Origin of the sequence: Ectopseudomonas chengduensis, from assembly GCF_900102635.1 — a bacterium.
Taxonomy (GTDB): Bacteria; Pseudomonadota; Gammaproteobacteria; order Pseudomonadales; family Pseudomonadaceae; genus Aquipseudomonas; species Aquipseudomonas chengduensis.
This window is the reverse complement of the sequence record NZ_FMZQ01000001.1, coordinates 675,688-689,387: the sequence shown is the minus strand read 5'-3', so window position 1 is coordinate 689,387 and position 13,700 is coordinate 675,688. Positions and strand designations below refer to the sequence as shown.

At 62.7% G+C, this 13,700-nt stretch carries 12 protein-coding genes and 1 riboswitch; of the genes, 8 read left to right on the top strand and 4 right to left on the bottom strand.

The annotated features are described in order from the left end of the window. Window positions 1-101: 101 nt before the first annotated feature. Window positions 102-722: a TetR/AcrR family transcriptional regulator gene (locus tag BLS08_RS03155; protein ID WP_003458822.1), complete on the bottom strand. Its 621-nt coding sequence runs from the start codon at window positions 720-722 to the stop codon at window positions 102-104. A 141-nt stretch (window positions 723-863) separates the two neighbouring features. Next, a riboswitch (S-adenosyl-L-homocysteine riboswitch) is annotated at window positions 864-945 on the top strand. Between the two features lie 21 nt (window positions 946-966). Here BLS08_RS03155 and ahcY point away from each other — a divergent pair. From ahcY to BLS08_RS03130, 5 genes are all read left to right on the top strand, one after another. Further along, entirely contained in the window at window positions 967-2,358 is a 1,392-nt protein-coding gene (ahcY, locus tag BLS08_RS03150; protein ID WP_017678449.1) for an adenosylhomocysteinase, read from the top strand. 99 nt (window positions 2,359-2,457) lie between these two features. Next, window positions 2,458-3,303: a methylenetetrahydrofolate reductase [NAD(P)H] gene (gene metF, locus BLS08_RS03145; RefSeq protein WP_090336022.1), complete on the top strand. Its 846-nt coding sequence runs from the start codon at window positions 2,458-2,460 to the stop codon at window positions 3,301-3,303. 82 nt (window positions 3,304-3,385) lie between these two features. Then, window positions 3,386-4,759, top strand: coding sequence for a nucleotide 5'-monophosphate nucleosidase PpnN (ppnN, locus tag BLS08_RS03140; RefSeq protein ID WP_017678447.1), 1,374 nt, complete (start codon window positions 3,386-3,388; stop codon window positions 4,757-4,759). Window positions 4,760-4,811: 52 nt separating this feature from the next. Further along, window positions 4,812-5,570: a substrate-binding periplasmic protein gene (locus BLS08_RS03135; RefSeq protein ID WP_090336021.1), complete on the top strand. Its 759-nt coding sequence runs from the start codon at window positions 4,812-4,814 to the stop codon at window positions 5,568-5,570. 186 nt (window positions 5,571-5,756) lie between these two features. Beyond that, window positions 5,757-7,649 carry an RNA helicase RhlE2 gene (locus BLS08_RS03130; protein ID WP_090336019.1) on the top strand — a complete coding sequence of 631 codons (1,893 nt, stop codon included), beginning with the start codon at window positions 5,757-5,759 and terminating at the stop codon, window positions 7,647-7,649. 112 nt (window positions 7,650-7,761) lie between these two features. On the opposite strand, the gene BLS08_RS03125 is transcribed toward BLS08_RS03130, so the two are convergent. Together BLS08_RS03125 and BLS08_RS03120 are read right to left on the bottom strand one after the other, a co-directional pair. Beyond that, window positions 7,762-8,337, bottom strand: a complete 576-nt coding sequence (locus BLS08_RS03125; RefSeq protein WP_090336017.1) for a YceI family protein — start codon at window positions 8,335-8,337, stop codon at window positions 7,762-7,764. A 60-nt stretch (window positions 8,338-8,397) separates the two neighbouring features. Beyond that, a complete protein-coding gene (locus BLS08_RS03120; protein WP_090336015.1) occupies window positions 8,398-8,943 on the bottom strand; it encodes a cytochrome b in 546 nt (181 codons plus the stop codon). Between the two features lie 257 nt (window positions 8,944-9,200). On the opposite strand from BLS08_RS03120, the gene BLS08_RS03115 reads away from it, so the two are divergent. From BLS08_RS03115 to BLS08_RS03105, 3 genes are all read left to right on the top strand, one after another. Continuing rightward, complete coding sequence (locus tag BLS08_RS03115; protein ID WP_090336014.1) at window positions 9,201-10,604, top strand: adenosylmethionine--8-amino-7-oxononanoate transaminase; 1,404 nt, start codon at window positions 9,201-9,203, stop codon at window positions 10,602-10,604. Window positions 10,605-10,733: 129 nt separating this feature from the next. Further along, complete coding sequence (locus BLS08_RS03110; protein WP_090336012.1) at window positions 10,734-11,459, top strand: 16S rRNA (uracil(1498)-N(3))-methyltransferase; 726 nt, start codon at window positions 10,734-10,736, stop codon at window positions 11,457-11,459. A gap of 207 nt (window positions 11,460-11,666) precedes the next feature. Continuing rightward, the gene (locus tag BLS08_RS03105; RefSeq protein ID WP_017678440.1) at window positions 11,667-13,148 is read left to right on the top strand and encodes an alanine/glycine:cation symporter family protein; all 1,482 of its coding nucleotides are present in this window, start codon (window positions 11,667-11,669) and stop codon (window positions 13,146-13,148) included. 80 nt (window positions 13,149-13,228) lie between these two features. Here BLS08_RS03105 and BLS08_RS03100 read toward each other — a convergent pair whose 3' ends face one another. Next, window positions 13,229-13,699 (bottom strand): chemotaxis protein CheW, encoded by a 471-nt coding sequence (locus BLS08_RS03100; RefSeq protein ID WP_017678439.1) that lies wholly within the window; start codon window positions 13,697-13,699, stop codon window positions 13,229-13,231. Between the last annotated feature and the right edge of the window lies 1 nt (window position 13,700).

The window sequence follows — 13,700 nt, the reverse complement described above, 5'->3', positions numbered from 1 at the left end:
CTCTTGTTGGAGGGGCAGAGCGACGCACTGCTTTAGCCGATGGGGTGAGCAAAGACAAAGACCGTGGGAGGGGCTTTAGCCGCGACAGGCAGCGACTGCGATTACGGCTCCAGCCCGATCCCACGCAAGATCACACTGGTCACCGTCTGCACCGCTCGCTCGAATTGCGGCTCGGAGAGCGCCTGGTGCTCGTTGAGCACCGCCACCTGATGGCTGAAGTCGGCGTAATGCTGGGTCGAGGCCCAGATCATGTAGAGCAGCGCCGACGGCTCGACAGCCAGGATGCGCTTGCCCTCGACCCACTGACGGATCTTCGCCTCCTTCATCTTCGCCCAGTCGTACAGGCCCTCGTCGAGGGTGACACCGAGCACCGGCGCGCCATGGATAATCTCGTTGGCCCAAACCTTTGAGCCATACGGCCGACTGCGCGAGTGGTTCATCTTGGCGCGAATGTAGCTGCTCAATACCACGCGCGGGTCATCGAATACCTCGAAGCACTGGGCATCCTGCTTCCACACTTCGAGCAGATCGAGCAGCACGGCGCGATACAGCTCGTCCTTGGTGCTGAAGTAATAGTGCAGGTTCGAACGCGGCAATTCGGCCTGCTCGGCGATATCGGCCATGGCAGTGCCGCCGTAGCCTTTCTCGGCGAAGACCTTTTCAGCGGCCAGGAGAATCTTCTTGACGTTGCGACGGCGAATTTCGATTTTGTGGTTGGCCATGGCCGATCCGTTGCGACTAGACCTGCCAAGGCTACCACTGGCGATACCGACGGGGCGACGGAAAGCCTTGGGCTGCACGCCGCACGCAGCTATAATCCGCCAGCTTCAAACGACCGGCACAGCTCCGGTCGCTCCCGCCACCTGTCCGAGGGGCGCTGCAGCAGGGCAACCTGTCAGGCTCGGATGGGGCGTTAACCATACGCATCAACGGCGCCCATTCGCAGACAACGAATGGAGAGCTTTCATGAGCGCTTTCAACGACTACAAGGTCGCCGACATTTCCCTGGCCGATTGGGGCCGCAAAGAGCTGATCATCGCCGAATCCGAGATGCCGGCACTGATGGGCCTGCGCCGCAAGTACGCCGCTAGCCAACCGCTGAAAGGCGCGAAGATCCTCGGCTGCATCCACATGACCATCCAGACTGGCGTGCTGATCGAGACGCTCACCGCCCTGGGCGCCGAAGTCCGCTGGTCCTCCTGCAACATCTTCTCCACCCAGGACCAGGCCGCTGCCGCCATCGCCGCTGCCGGTATCCCGGTGTTCGCCTGGAAGGGCGAGACCGAAGAAGAGTACGAGTGGTGCATCGAGCAGACCATTCTCAAGGACGGCAAGCCGTGGGACGCCAACATGGTGCTCGACGACGGCGGTGACCTGACCGAGATCCTGCACAAGAAATACCCGCAGATGCTCGAGCGCATCCACGGCGTCACCGAAGAGACCACCACCGGCGTGCACCGTCTGCTCGACATGCTCAAGGCCGGCACCCTGAAAGTCCCGGCGATCAACGTCAACGACGCGGTCACCAAGAGCAAGAACGACAACAAGTATGGCTGCCGTCACAGCCTCAACGACGCCATCAAGCGCGGCACCGACCACCTGCTGTCGGGCAAGCAGGCGCTGGTCATCGGCTACGGTGACGTAGGCAAGGGCTCGGCGCAGTCGCTGCGTCAGGAAGGCATGATCGTCAAGGTTTCCGAGATCGATCCGATCTGCGCCATGCAGGCCTGCATGGACGGCTTCGAGCTGGTTTCGCCGTACAAGAACGGCATCAACGACGGCACCGAGGCCAGCGTCGACGCTGCACTGCTGGGCAAGATCGACCTGATCGTCACCACCACCGGCAACGTCAATGTGTGCGACGCCGGTATGCTCAAGGCCCTGAAGAAGCGCGCCGTGGTGTGCAACATCGGCCACTTCGACAACGAGATCGACACCGCCTTCATGCGCAAGAACTGGGCGTGGGAAGAGGTCAAGCCGCAGGTGCACAAGATCCACCGCACCGGTGCCGGTACCTTCGATCCGACCAACGACGACTACCTGATCCTGCTGGCCGAAGGCCGTCTGGTGAACCTGGGCAACGCCACTGGCCACCCGAGCCGGATCATGGACGGCTCGTTCGCCAACCAGGTGCTGGCCCAGATCTTCCTGTTCGAGCAGAAGTTCGCCGATCTCTCGGCCGAGAAGAAGGCCGAGCGCCTGACCGTGGAAGTGCTGCCGAAGAAGCTCGACGAAGAAGTGGCGCTGGAAATGGTCAAGGGCTTCGGCGGCGTGGTCACCCAGCTGACCAAGCAGCAGGCCGAGTACATCGGCGTGACCGTGGAAGGCCCGTTCAAGCCGGACGCTTACCGCTACTAATGCGTAGGGTGGGTAAGCCCCTGGCTTATCCACCGCCGACTTCCCGCAAGGTGGATGGAAAAACGCCATCCACCCTACGTCTCCAAGGCTAGAAACCCTATGAGCCAAGAACGCCGCTACAGCTTCGAGTTCTTCCCCACCAAGACCGAAGCCGGGCATGAAAAACTGATGGACGTGGCGCGCCAGCTGGCGACCTACAACCCCGATTTCTTCTCCTGCACTTACGGCGCCGGCGGTTCGACCCGCGACCGCACCCTCAACACCGTGCTGCAGCTCGATGGCGAGATCAAGGTGCCCACCGCCCCGCACCTGTCCTGCGTGGGCGACAGCAAAGCAGAGCTGCGCGAGCTGCTGAACCTGTACAAGAATGCCGGCATCAAGCGCATCGTTGCCCTGCGCGGCGACCTGCCATCCGGCATGGGCATGGCCAGCGGCGAGCTGCGCTACGCCAATGAACTGGTCGAGTTTATCCGCACTGAAACCGGTGATCACTTCCATATCGAAATCGCCGCCTACCCGGAGATGCATCCGCAGGCGCGCAACTTCGAGGACGACATCGCCAACTTCGTACGCAAGGCCAAGGCCGGTGCCGACAGCGCCATCACCCAGTACTTCTTCAACGCCGACAGCTATTTCTACTTCGTCGAGCGCGTGCAGAAACTGGGCGTGGACATTCCGGTGGTGCCGGGCATCATGCCGATCACCAACTACAGCAAGCTGGCGCGCTTCTCCGACGCCTGCGGCGCTGAAATCCCACGCTGGGTACGCAAGCAACTGGAAGCCTACGGCGACGACGCCGACAGCATTCGCGTCTTCGGCGAACAGGTCATCACCGAGATGTGCGAACGCCTGCTGCAAGGCGGCGCGCCCGGTCTGCACTTCTACAGCATGAACCTGGCTGGCCCCAGCCTGGCCATCTGGAACAATCTCAAGCTGCAGCGTTAGCAGGCCGCTTACTCACAGGCTGCCCACCCTGGGCAGCCTGCTCGCTTCGCCCTCCCGCCTTGCCGCCGAAGGATCGCCCCTCATGCTCAAACGCACCAAGATCAACGCCTCAGTCAGCCCCAAGGGCAGCCTGGAAACCCTCTCGCAGCGCGAAGTTCAGCAACTGCGCGAAACCGGCTCCGGTAGCGTTTATCGCCTGTTTCGCCAGTGCGCACTGGCGATCCTCAACACCGGCTCGCACAGCGACAACGCCAAGACCATCCTCGAGGCCTACCCGGACTTCGAAGTGAAGATTCACCAGCAGGATCGCGGCATCCGCCTGGAGCTGATCAACGCGCCGGCCGACGCCTTCGTCGATGGCGAGATGATCGCCAGCACCCGCGAGATGCTGTTCAGCGCCCTGCGCGACATCGTCTACACGCAGAGCGAGCTGGAGAACAAGCGCATCGACCTGGACAGCTCCGAAGGCATCACCGATTACGTCTTCCATCTGCTGCGCAACGCCCAGACCCTGCGCAGCGGCGTGGAGCCGAAGATGGTGGTGTGCTGGGGTGGCCACTCGATCAGCACCGAGGAATACAAGTACACCAAGAAGGTCGGTCACGAGCTTGGTCTGCGCGGCCTGGACATCTGCACCGGCTGCGGCCCGGGCGTGATGAAGGGGCCGATGAAGGGTGCCACCATCAGCCACGCCAAGCAGCGCAACCTCAAGGGCCGCTACCTGGGCCTGACCGAACCCGGCATCATTGCCGCCGAAGCGCCGAATCCGATCGTCAACGAGCTGGTGATCCTGCCGGACATCGAGAAGCGCCTGGAAGCCTTCGTCCGCGTCGGCCACGGCATCATCATCTTCCCCGGCGGCGCCGGCACTGCCGAAGAGTTCCTCTACCTGCTGGGTATCCTCACCCACCCGGACAACCAGGACCTGCCCTTCCCGGTCATCCTTACCGGCCCGAAGAGCGCCGGGCCGTATCTGCAGCAGCTGCATGACTTCATTGGAGCGACCCTCGGTGAGGCCGCCCAGCAGCGCTACCGCATGATCGTCAACGACCCGGCCGAAGTTGCCCGCGAGATGGCCGTCGGCATCAAGGCCGTGCGCCAGTTCCGCCGCGAGCGCAACGACGCCTTCCACTTCAACTGGTTGCTGAAGATCGACGAAAGCTTCCAGCACCCGTTCGAGCCGACCCACGAAGCCATGGCCAGCCTCAACCTCACCCGCGAGCAGCCGTTGCATCACCTGGCCGCCAACCTGCGCCGCGCGTTCTCCGGCATCGTCGCGGGCAACGTCAAGGAGAACGGCATCCGCCTGATCGAGGAGCACGGCCCCTACGAAATTCGCGGTGAAACCACCATCATGCGCCCGCTGGATCGCCTGCTGCAGGCCTTCGTCGAGCAGCACCGCATGAAGCTGCCGGGCGGCAGTGCCTATGAGCCCTGCTATCGAGTAGTCGACTGAGGCTGCGCAAGACGCACTTTCACGGCACCCGCAAAATCGCTAATCTGGCGCGATGTCATTATTCCAGCGCCAGATTATCACCACTCTTTTACTGTGCTGTTGCGCCTTCGCCGCCCGCGGCGAAACGCTGCGCCTGGTCACGGATGCCTGGGCGCCCTACGTCTACGAGGAAGACGGCCAGGCCGCTGGCCTCGACTACGAGATCACCCGCGAGGTGCTGCAGCGCCTGGGGGTAAAGCTGGACCTGCAGTTCCTGCCGTGGAAGCGCTGCCTGCTGGAGCTGGAACTAGGCAATGCAGACGGCATTCTGGATATTTTCCATCTGCCCGAGCGCGAAGCGAGCATGCTCTTCGTCGAAGAGCCGCTAAGTGACGTCGAACTGGTGCTGTTCTACGCACGTAACCGCCCCTACCCCTATGAGAGCCTGAAAGACCTGCGCGACCTGGTGATCGGCATCTCGCCAGGCTACTGGTACAACGACGAAACCTTCCGCAATTCGCCCTTGTTCAGTCGCGAAGAGGCTCCGACTCACGAGGCCAATCTGGGCAAGCTGATCCGCCACCGCGTCGATCTGGTCATCAATGACCGTCGCGCCGGCCTCTACCTGACCACCCAGATGGGCTTGCAACAGCAGGTCGACTACAACCGCAAGGCGGTCGGCCACGACCGTCTATACCTCGCGCTGCGTCACGACCCTGCCCTGGCTAGCCTGGCCAAGGACTTCGCTGACGAACTGCGCCGCTTCAAGCGCGAACCTGCCTATGCCCAACTGCAGCAGCGCTACGCCAACCCTGATCGGCTCAAGCCGTGAACCAACCGACAGGCTGGTAGCTGCGCAAGGCTTCAGCTCTGTTATACTCGGGGCTTCCCGCCAGGCTTGCGCCCGGATGCTAGCTCCCAGAAGCCAGCAGTACCGGACGGGATCACGCCCCCACGTGTGATTCAAGCCAGGCTCTACACCCCCAGGGCCACGCCCTCACTTAGTACAGGATTGCTCATGTCCTTTGCCTCCCTCGGTCTCTCCGAGGCTCTAGTCCGTGCGGTCGAGTCCGCCGGCTACACCCAACCCACTCCGGTGCAACAGCGGGCCATTCCCGCCGTGTTGCAAGGTCGCGATCTCATGGTGGCGGCCCAGACGGGTACAGGTAAGACGGGCGGTTTCGCCCTGCCGATCCTCGAACGCCTGTTTCCGGGCGGTCATCCGGATCGCGAACAACGTCACGGCCCGAAACAACCTCGCGTGCTGGTGCTGACACCCACTCGCGAACTGGCCGCCCAGGTGCATGACAGCTTCAAGGTCTATGCCCGTGATTTGAAATTCGTCAGCGCCTGCATTTTCGGCGGCGTTGGCATGAACCCGCAGGTCCAGGCCCTAGCCAAGGGGGTCGACGTACTGGTGGCCTGCCCTGGTCGCCTGCTCGACCTGGCCAATCAGAAAGCCATCGACCTGTCTCATGTCGAAATCCTCGTGCTCGATGAAGCCGACCGCATGCTCGACATGGGCTTCATTCATGACGTCAAGAAGGTGCTGGCCAAACTGCCGACACAGCGCCAGAACCTGCTGTTCTCGGCGACCTTCTCCAAGGACATCACTGACCTCGCCGGCAAGCTGCTGCACAACCCCGAGCGCATCGAGGTCACGCCGCCAAACACCACGGTCGAGCGCATCGAACAGCGCGTGTTCCGCCTGGCTTCCAGTCACAAGCGCGCCCTGCTCGCCCACCTGATCACCCAGGGCGCCTGGGAACAGGTGCTGGTCTTCACCCGCACCAAGCACGGCGCCAACCGCCTGGCCGAGTACCTCGACAAGCATGGTCTGCCGGCTGCCGCGATCCATGGCAACAAGAGCCAGAACGCGCGCACCAAGGCCCTGGCCGATTTCAAGGCCAACCAGGTACGCATCCTGGTGGCCACCGATATCGCCGCACGCGGCCTGGATATCGACCAACTGCCGCACGTGGTCAACTTCGAGCTGCCCAACGTCGAGGAAGACTACGTCCACCGCATCGGCCGTACTGGCCGTGCTGGCCGTAGCGGCGAGGCCATCTCGCTGGTCGCGCCGGACGAAGAGAAGCTGCTGAAAAGCATCGAACGCATGACCAAGCAGAAGATCCCCGACGGCGACCTGCTGGGCTTCGATGCCAGCACCGTCGAGGCCGAGCGCCCGGAAACCCGCGAACCGCGCCAGCCGCGCGGGCAGAAGCCGGCCAAGGCGCAGAACGCCCAGGGCGGCGACAAGCCCAAGGGCGAGCGTAACAACGGTGGTCGCAGAGACAAGGGCAAGGACAGCGGCAAGGATCAGAAAGCCAAGCCGCAACAGCAAGGCCAGGGCCAGAATCGCCGTGGCCAGCAGCCTCGCAACCAGAGTCGTGGCGCTGCGCCGGCTGTTCCACCATTGCCTCCGGATCGCGACCCGGAAGAGTTCCTCGACGACGAAATCGATAATTTCGGCAATCGAGCCGATTACGTACCGGTGCAGAACAAGCCGCAAGGTCGCGGTCGTCGCCCAGGCGGCGGGGCTGCAGGTAATGGCGCGGCTCCAGGCCAGGGCCAGAAAGCCAACAGCAACAACAGGCAGCCGCGCAGTAACGCAGGCGGCAACCCAGGCACCCCCGGCAAGAATCGCCGTCAAGGTGGCCAGGGTGGTCAAGGCCGTAACGGCGGCGGTCGTGGCCGACCGGCGGACGGTCGTATCACCTCGCTGGATCGCGACGAGCTGCCACGCGCCGAAGCGGCCGTGCGCAACCCGCGCGAAAAGCAGCCAATCATCGTGCACAAGGGCTCGCGCCTGGATCGTTTCCCCAGCGCTGAGCAGCTCGACGAGCTGAGCAACAGCACTCGCCCACGCAGCGAGAAACCGGCGCTGCTGACGCGTAACCGCGAAGAGTAAGCTGCCGCGCTAACGAAAACGCCGCCCATTGGGCGGCGTTTTTCATGGTGCGCTGGCGTGTCCGTTGCGTAGGGTGCGCCGTGCGCACCGATGACCCGCCTCGCCCCTTTTATTACTGACGAACACCTTCGACCGAAATGATCAGCTCGACGGTTTGCGAAGCCGGGCCGAGATCCATGGAAATGTCGAAGTCCTTCAGCGTCAGGGTGGTGGTGCCTTCGAAGCCTGCGCGGTAGCCGCCCCACGGGTCCTTGCCTTCGCCAATGAACTTGGCAGCGATCACCACCGGCTTGGTCACCCCGTTCAGGGTCAGGTTGCCGGTCACGTCAGCAGTGCCTTCGCCAGTGGACTTGACCGAAGTGGATTCGAAGGTGGCAGTAGCGTGCTTGCTCGCATTGAGGAAGTCGGCACTGCGGATGTGCTTGTCACGCTCGGCGTGATTGGTGTCGACGCTGGCGGTCTTCAGGGTCACGTTGACCTTGCTCGCCTCGGGGTTGGCGGCATCGAAGCTGAACGTGCCGTCGAAGTCCTTGAAGGTGCCGTACAGCCAGCTGTAGCCCAGGTGGCTGATCTTGAAGTTGACGAAGGCGTGCTGGCCTTGCTTGTCGATGGCGTAATCAGCCGCCACGGCCTGGCCGCCGATAAGAGCGGAGCCCAGAACCAGTGCAGCGAGGGCATTCTTCAACATGGGGTGTTCTCCTTGCGAGGTTGTCGATCTAGATGGGCATGAGCCCGGTTATGAATTGCTTCAGCGCCCGAACATCCGCAGCAGGGTGCTGTCGCGGTCGATGAAATGGTGCTTGAGTGCTGCCAGGCCATGCAGACCGGCGAAAATCACCAGCCCCCAGGCCAGGTATTCGTGAATCGCCCCAGCAATATCTTCCTGTTGCGCGATACCCGTCAGGGTCGCCGGCACACTGAACAAGCCAAACACCTCGATACCACGGCCATCGGCGGTGGAAATCAGGTAGCCGGAAATCATCACACCGAAAAGGCCGAGATAGAGGACGCCATGACCCAGCTTGGAAGCCAGGCGCGTGAGCCGGCCATGGCTGGCCAGGGCTGCCGGCGCAGGATTGAGCTGGCGCCACAGAACACGCAGCAACATCACGGCAAACAGCAGGATGCCGATGCTCTTGTGCAGGTCAGGTGCACTCTGGCGCCACGGGTCGTAGTAGCTGAGCCCCACCATCCAGAAGCCGAGGGCAAACAGACCGAACACGACCAACGCCACCAGCCAATGCAGCACGACGCTGACCAGACCATAACGAACAGAGGTATTGCGCCATTGCATGGGAGGCTTCCCTAATTCAGTTCCGAGCAAGACTAACGACAAATATATCGATTTAAAGCGGAAAATTTCGCTATGAAACATCGAGAAATGCGATATTTCATTTCAACTTCCTTTCGCCGACCAGTTTAGTTCAACGCGCTCGTTGCAGAGTTCATCAGCAGCAGAACGGACGGTGCACTGCACCAGACCAGCGGCAGCGAGCACGTCTCACTGGCGGCTTCTGGTAGGCTGTGCCGCCGAACCCTGGGAGATTTCGCATGAGCCTGAACGACCACTGGATGCAACGCGACCTCGACGTGTTGTGGCACCCCTGCACCCAGATGAAGGATCACGAGCGCCTGCCACTGGTGGCGATTCGCAAAGCCTCAGGCGTATGGCTGGAGGACTTCGACGGCAAGCGCTACCTGGACGCGGTCAGCTCCTGGTGGGTCAATGTGTTCGGCCACGCCAACCCGCGCATCAACGCGCGCATTCGCGATCAGTTGGATAGTCTCGAGCACGTGATGCTCGCCGGCTTTACCCACCAACCGGTCATCGAGCTGTCCGAGCGCCTGGTGCAGATCACCCCGGCTGGCCTGAACAAGGTGTTCTACGCCGACAACGGTTCCTCAGGCATCGAGGTGGCGTTGAAGATGAGCTTTCACTACTGGCTCAACAGCGGCCAGGCGAGCAAGAAGCGCTTCGTCACCCTCAGCAACAGCTATCACGGCGAAACGGTCGCAGCGATGTCGGTGGGCGACGTGTCGCTGTTCACCGACACCTACAAACCCCTGCTGCTCGACACTATCAAGGTGCCCAGCCCGGACTGCTACCTGCGCCCCGAAGGCGTGAGCTGGGAGGAACACTCGCGCCTCATGTTCGCCCATATGGAACAGACCCTGGCCGAGCATCATCATGAGGTCGCAGCAGTGATCGTCGAGCCGCTGATCCAGGGCGCCGGCGGCATGCGCATGTACCACCCGATCTACCTCAAGCTTTTGCGCGAGGCCTGCGACCGCTATGGCGTGCACCTGATCCATGACGAGATTGCCGTCGGCTTCGGCCGCACCGGCACGATGTTCGCCTGCGAGCAGGCCGCCATCACCCCGGATTTCCTGGTGCTGTCCAAGGCACTGACCGGTGGCTACCTGCCAATGGCTGCGGTGCTGACCACCGATGAGGTCTACAGCGCGTTCTACGACGACTACGCCACTCTGCGCGCCTTCCTTCACTCGCATACCTACACCGGTAACCCGCTGGCCTGCGCCGCTGCGCTGGCGACCCTGGACATCTTCCGTGATGACGATGTGATCGAGCACAACAAGGCCCTGGCGGCGCGCATGGCCAGTGCCACCGCGCACCTGGCCGAGCACCCGCATGTGGCCGAAGTGCGCCAGACCGGCATGGCCCTGGCCATCGAGATGGTGCAGGACAAGGCCAGCAAGACCGCCTACCCCTGGCAGGAACGGCGTGGCCTGAGCGTCTACCAACACGCATTGGAACGTGGCGCGCTGCTGCGCCCACTGGGCAGCGTGGTGTATTTCCTGCCGCCCTACGTCATCACGCCCGAGGAGATCGATTTCCTCGCCGAGGTGGCCAGCGAGGGCATCGATATCGCCACACGCGAATCAGTCAGCGTGGCCGTGGATAACCGCTTTCCCGATCATCGCGATCCGGGTTGAGCGAGCCATAAGCGAAGCCCGGTGGGCACGGCGCACCCTGCGAAAACGCGGCGCCCTTGCCGTAGGGTGCGCCGTGCCCACCAGCGCTTTAAACTTGCCGCTTCGAACTTACCGCCTGCAGCTACCCTTATGCGTCTATCCCGCTTCTTTATCGATGCCCCGCTCTCCCTCGGCCAACACGACCTGCCCGAGGCGCAGGCCCATTACATCAGTCGCGTGCTGCGCCACGCAGTGGGTGACGCCGTGCAGTTGTTCGACGGCAGCGGCCAGGAATACCTCGGCGAGCTGATCGAAGTGGGCAAGAAGAGCGTGCGCGTCGAACTGCGCGAAGCCATCGCCGGGATGAGTGAATCCCCGCTGCGCATCCACCTCGGCCAGGGCCTGTCGCGCGGCGAGCGCATGGACTGGGCCATCCAGAAAGCCACCGAGCTTGGCGCCAGCGAAATCACCCCGATCGTCTCGGCGCGCTGCGAAGTACGCCTGAAAGACGAACGCGCCGACAAGCGCATGGCCCACTGGCGCCAGGTGGCGATCAGCGCCTGCGAGCAATGTGGCCGCTCAGTGCTGCCGTTGATCAACCCACCGCTGGAACTGGCCGCCTGGCTGCAGCAGATCGAAGCCGACCTTAAGCTGGTGCTGCACCCGATCGCAGCTCCCCTGCAAAGCCACGACAAACCGAATAGCCTGGCCTTTCTGGTCGGCCCGGAAGGCGGTTTGAGCGAAGCAGAAGTGGACCAGGCAAAAGCCGTCGGCTTCCATGCCGCCCGCCTGGGACCACGCGTTCTGCGCACGGAAACGGCCCCCGTGGTGGCCCTGAGCGTCGCCCAACAGCTCTGGGGCGACCTCCAGGCGTAAAATGTCGCCTTGGCGTAACAAAATGTGACCTCAAGAGATTGCAAGACCGGCAGTCTTTGTCATGCTCTGCGCGCCGCTCGCGCGACCCGCTCACCAGCAACCTGCGCGCGGCCGAGGCCGGCGCCCCGCAGCGTCGTTCCTCTTCCAATAACAAATCAACGGGCTTCGGCCCCGCCCAAAAGGCGGCCGCATGCCCAGGAGCATTGCATGAACGAACTGGTCTCGACCCTGAACGGTCTGGTCTGGAGCCCGGCGCTGATCTATCTATGTCTTGGCGTTGGTCTCTACTTCTCCCTGCGCGGCCGCTTTCTACAGGTTCGCCACTTCAAAGAAATGATTCGCCTGATGTTCACCGGCAAGACCGATGAACATGGCATCACCTCCTTCCAGGCACTGACCATGACCCTCGCTGGTCGTGTCGGTACCGGCAACATCGCCGGTGTAGCCACTGCGATCACCTTCGGTGGTCCAGGTGCCGTGTTCTGGATGTGGATGGTGGCGTTCCTCGGCGCCAGCTCGGCATTCGTCGAGTCCACCCTCGGTCAGGTCTACAAGGAAAAGCTCAACGGTGAATACCGTGGCGGCCCGGCCTTCTACATCGAGCGTGGCCTGGGTCTGAAGTGGTACGCCTGGCTGTTCGCCGTAGTTACCGTGTTCGCCTGCGGCCTGCTGCTGCCGGGTGTACAGGCCAACTCCATCGCTTCCAGCGCGCAAACAGCCTTCGGTATCGACCCGAACGTCACAGCGGCGGCACTGGCCGTACTGATCGGCCTGATCATCTTCGGCGGCGTCAAGCGTATCGCCCACTTCACCCAGGTGGTCGTACCGTTCATGGCGCTGGGCTACATCCTGGTAGCGATGGTCATCATTCTGCTGAACATCAGCCAACTGCCGGACGTCATCGCACTCATCTTCAAGAGCGCCTTCGGCCTCGAAGCCGGTTTCGGCGCCATCGTCGGCATGGCCATCCAGTGGGGCGTCAAGCGCGGTGTCTACTCCAACGAAGCAGGCCAGGGTACCGGTCCGCACGCTTCGTCGGCCGCCGCGGTCAGCCATCCGGCCAAGCAGGGCCTGGTTCAGGGCTTCTCGGTCTACATCGACACCCTGTTCGTCTGCTCCGCCACCGCCTTCATGCTGCTGATCACTGGTCAGTACAACGTGCAGGCTCCGGATGGCAGCGCGATATTCACCGGTATCGCTGGCGTAGCCGCAGGCCCGGGCTACGTGCAGACCGCGATGGAGAACATGATGCCCGGCTTCGGTAACGCCTTCGTCGCCATCGCCCTGTTCTTCTTCGCCTTCACCACCATCCTGGCGTACTACTACATCGCCGAAACCAACATTGCCTACATCAACCGCAAGGTGAAGCGTCCCATCCTCACCCTGCTGCTGAAGTTCGGCATCATCGCGGCTACCGTGTACGGCACCGTACACACTGCCACCTTCGCCTGGGACCTGGGTGATCTCGGCGTCGGCCTGATGGCCTGGCTGAACATCATCGCCATCCTGCTCATGCACAAGGTCGCCTACAAGTGCCTGAAGGACTACGAGCAGCAGTTGGACGAGGGCAAGGACCCGGTCTTCCACCCGGAGAAGCTCGGTATCAAGAATGCCGACTACTGGGGCACCAGCACCTCGGAAGAGAACCTGACTATCGAGAAGGGCGAAGTGCAGCAACCGCAGCGCTGATAGCTGCACCGCAGTAACGAAAAAGCCCCGGCCAATGCCGGGGCTTTTTCATGGGCGAGGTGATCGCGCCGGGTCTCGGTTCAGATCAGGCCAGCATCGGCGAGCAGTTGCTCCAGTGCAACCAGATCAGGAATACGCACCACCTCCTCACCAACGCGCGCTGCGCCCAGCTCCAGAGGCGCCAGCTCGGCATCGGCGCCTTGCAGCTCACTGCCGACCTTCAGCGAGCGCGGAATACCCTGCACCAGCAGCGCGATGAACTTGACCTTGGGGCGACCGCCCAGGGCATTGATCACCGCAACGCGGGCACCACTGGCGACATGCGCCTGGCCGCCGCTGGCGGCCTCGAAGGAGAGCAGCGGCAAGCGCAGATCACGCCAGGCGATCTGGCCGAGAAACCAGTCGGGAGTGCCTTCAGTGACCTGCGGCGCGCGATAGGGGATCAGCTCCGCCACCGCCACGTTAGGCAGCAGCAGGGTGCGGTCGGCCAGAGGCACCAGCAAGCCGGTGAGACTGGCGGCGCTGTTCTGGGTGACGACGGCTTGGCTCATT

Coding starts and splice junctions, on each gene's coding strand:
- BLS08_RS03155 (WP_003458822.1), bottom strand. CDS start 722: ATGGCCAACCACAAAATCGAAATTCGCCGTCGCAACGTCAAGAAGATT.
- ahcY (WP_017678449.1), top strand. CDS start 967: ATGAGCGCTTTCAACGACTACAAGGTCGCCGACATTTCCCTGGCCGAT.
- metF (WP_090336022.1), top strand. CDS start 2,458: ATGAGCCAAGAACGCCGCTACAGCTTCGAGTTCTTCCCCACCAAGACC.
- ppnN (WP_017678447.1), top strand. CDS start 3,386: ATGCTCAAACGCACCAAGATCAACGCCTCAGTCAGCCCCAAGGGCAGC.
- BLS08_RS03135 (WP_090336021.1), top strand. CDS start 4,812: ATGTCATTATTCCAGCGCCAGATTATCACCACTCTTTTACTGTGCTGT.
- BLS08_RS03130 (WP_090336019.1), top strand. CDS start 5,757: ATGTCCTTTGCCTCCCTCGGTCTCTCCGAGGCTCTAGTCCGTGCGGTC.
- BLS08_RS03125 (WP_090336017.1), bottom strand. CDS start 8,337: ATGTTGAAGAATGCCCTCGCTGCACTGGTTCTGGGCTCCGCTCTTATC.
- BLS08_RS03120 (WP_090336015.1), bottom strand. CDS start 8,943: ATGCAATGGCGCAATACCTCTGTTCGTTATGGTCTGGTCAGCGTCGTG.
- BLS08_RS03115 (WP_090336014.1), top strand. CDS start 9,201: ATGAGCCTGAACGACCACTGGATGCAACGCGACCTCGACGTGTTGTGG.
- BLS08_RS03110 (WP_090336012.1), top strand. CDS start 10,734: ATGCGTCTATCCCGCTTCTTTATCGATGCCCCGCTCTCCCTCGGCCAA.
- BLS08_RS03105 (WP_017678440.1), top strand. CDS start 11,667: ATGAACGAACTGGTCTCGACCCTGAACGGTCTGGTCTGGAGCCCGGCG.
- BLS08_RS03100 (WP_017678439.1), bottom strand. CDS start 13,699: ATGAGCCAAGCCGTCGTCACCCAGAACAGCGCCGCCAGTCTCACCGGC.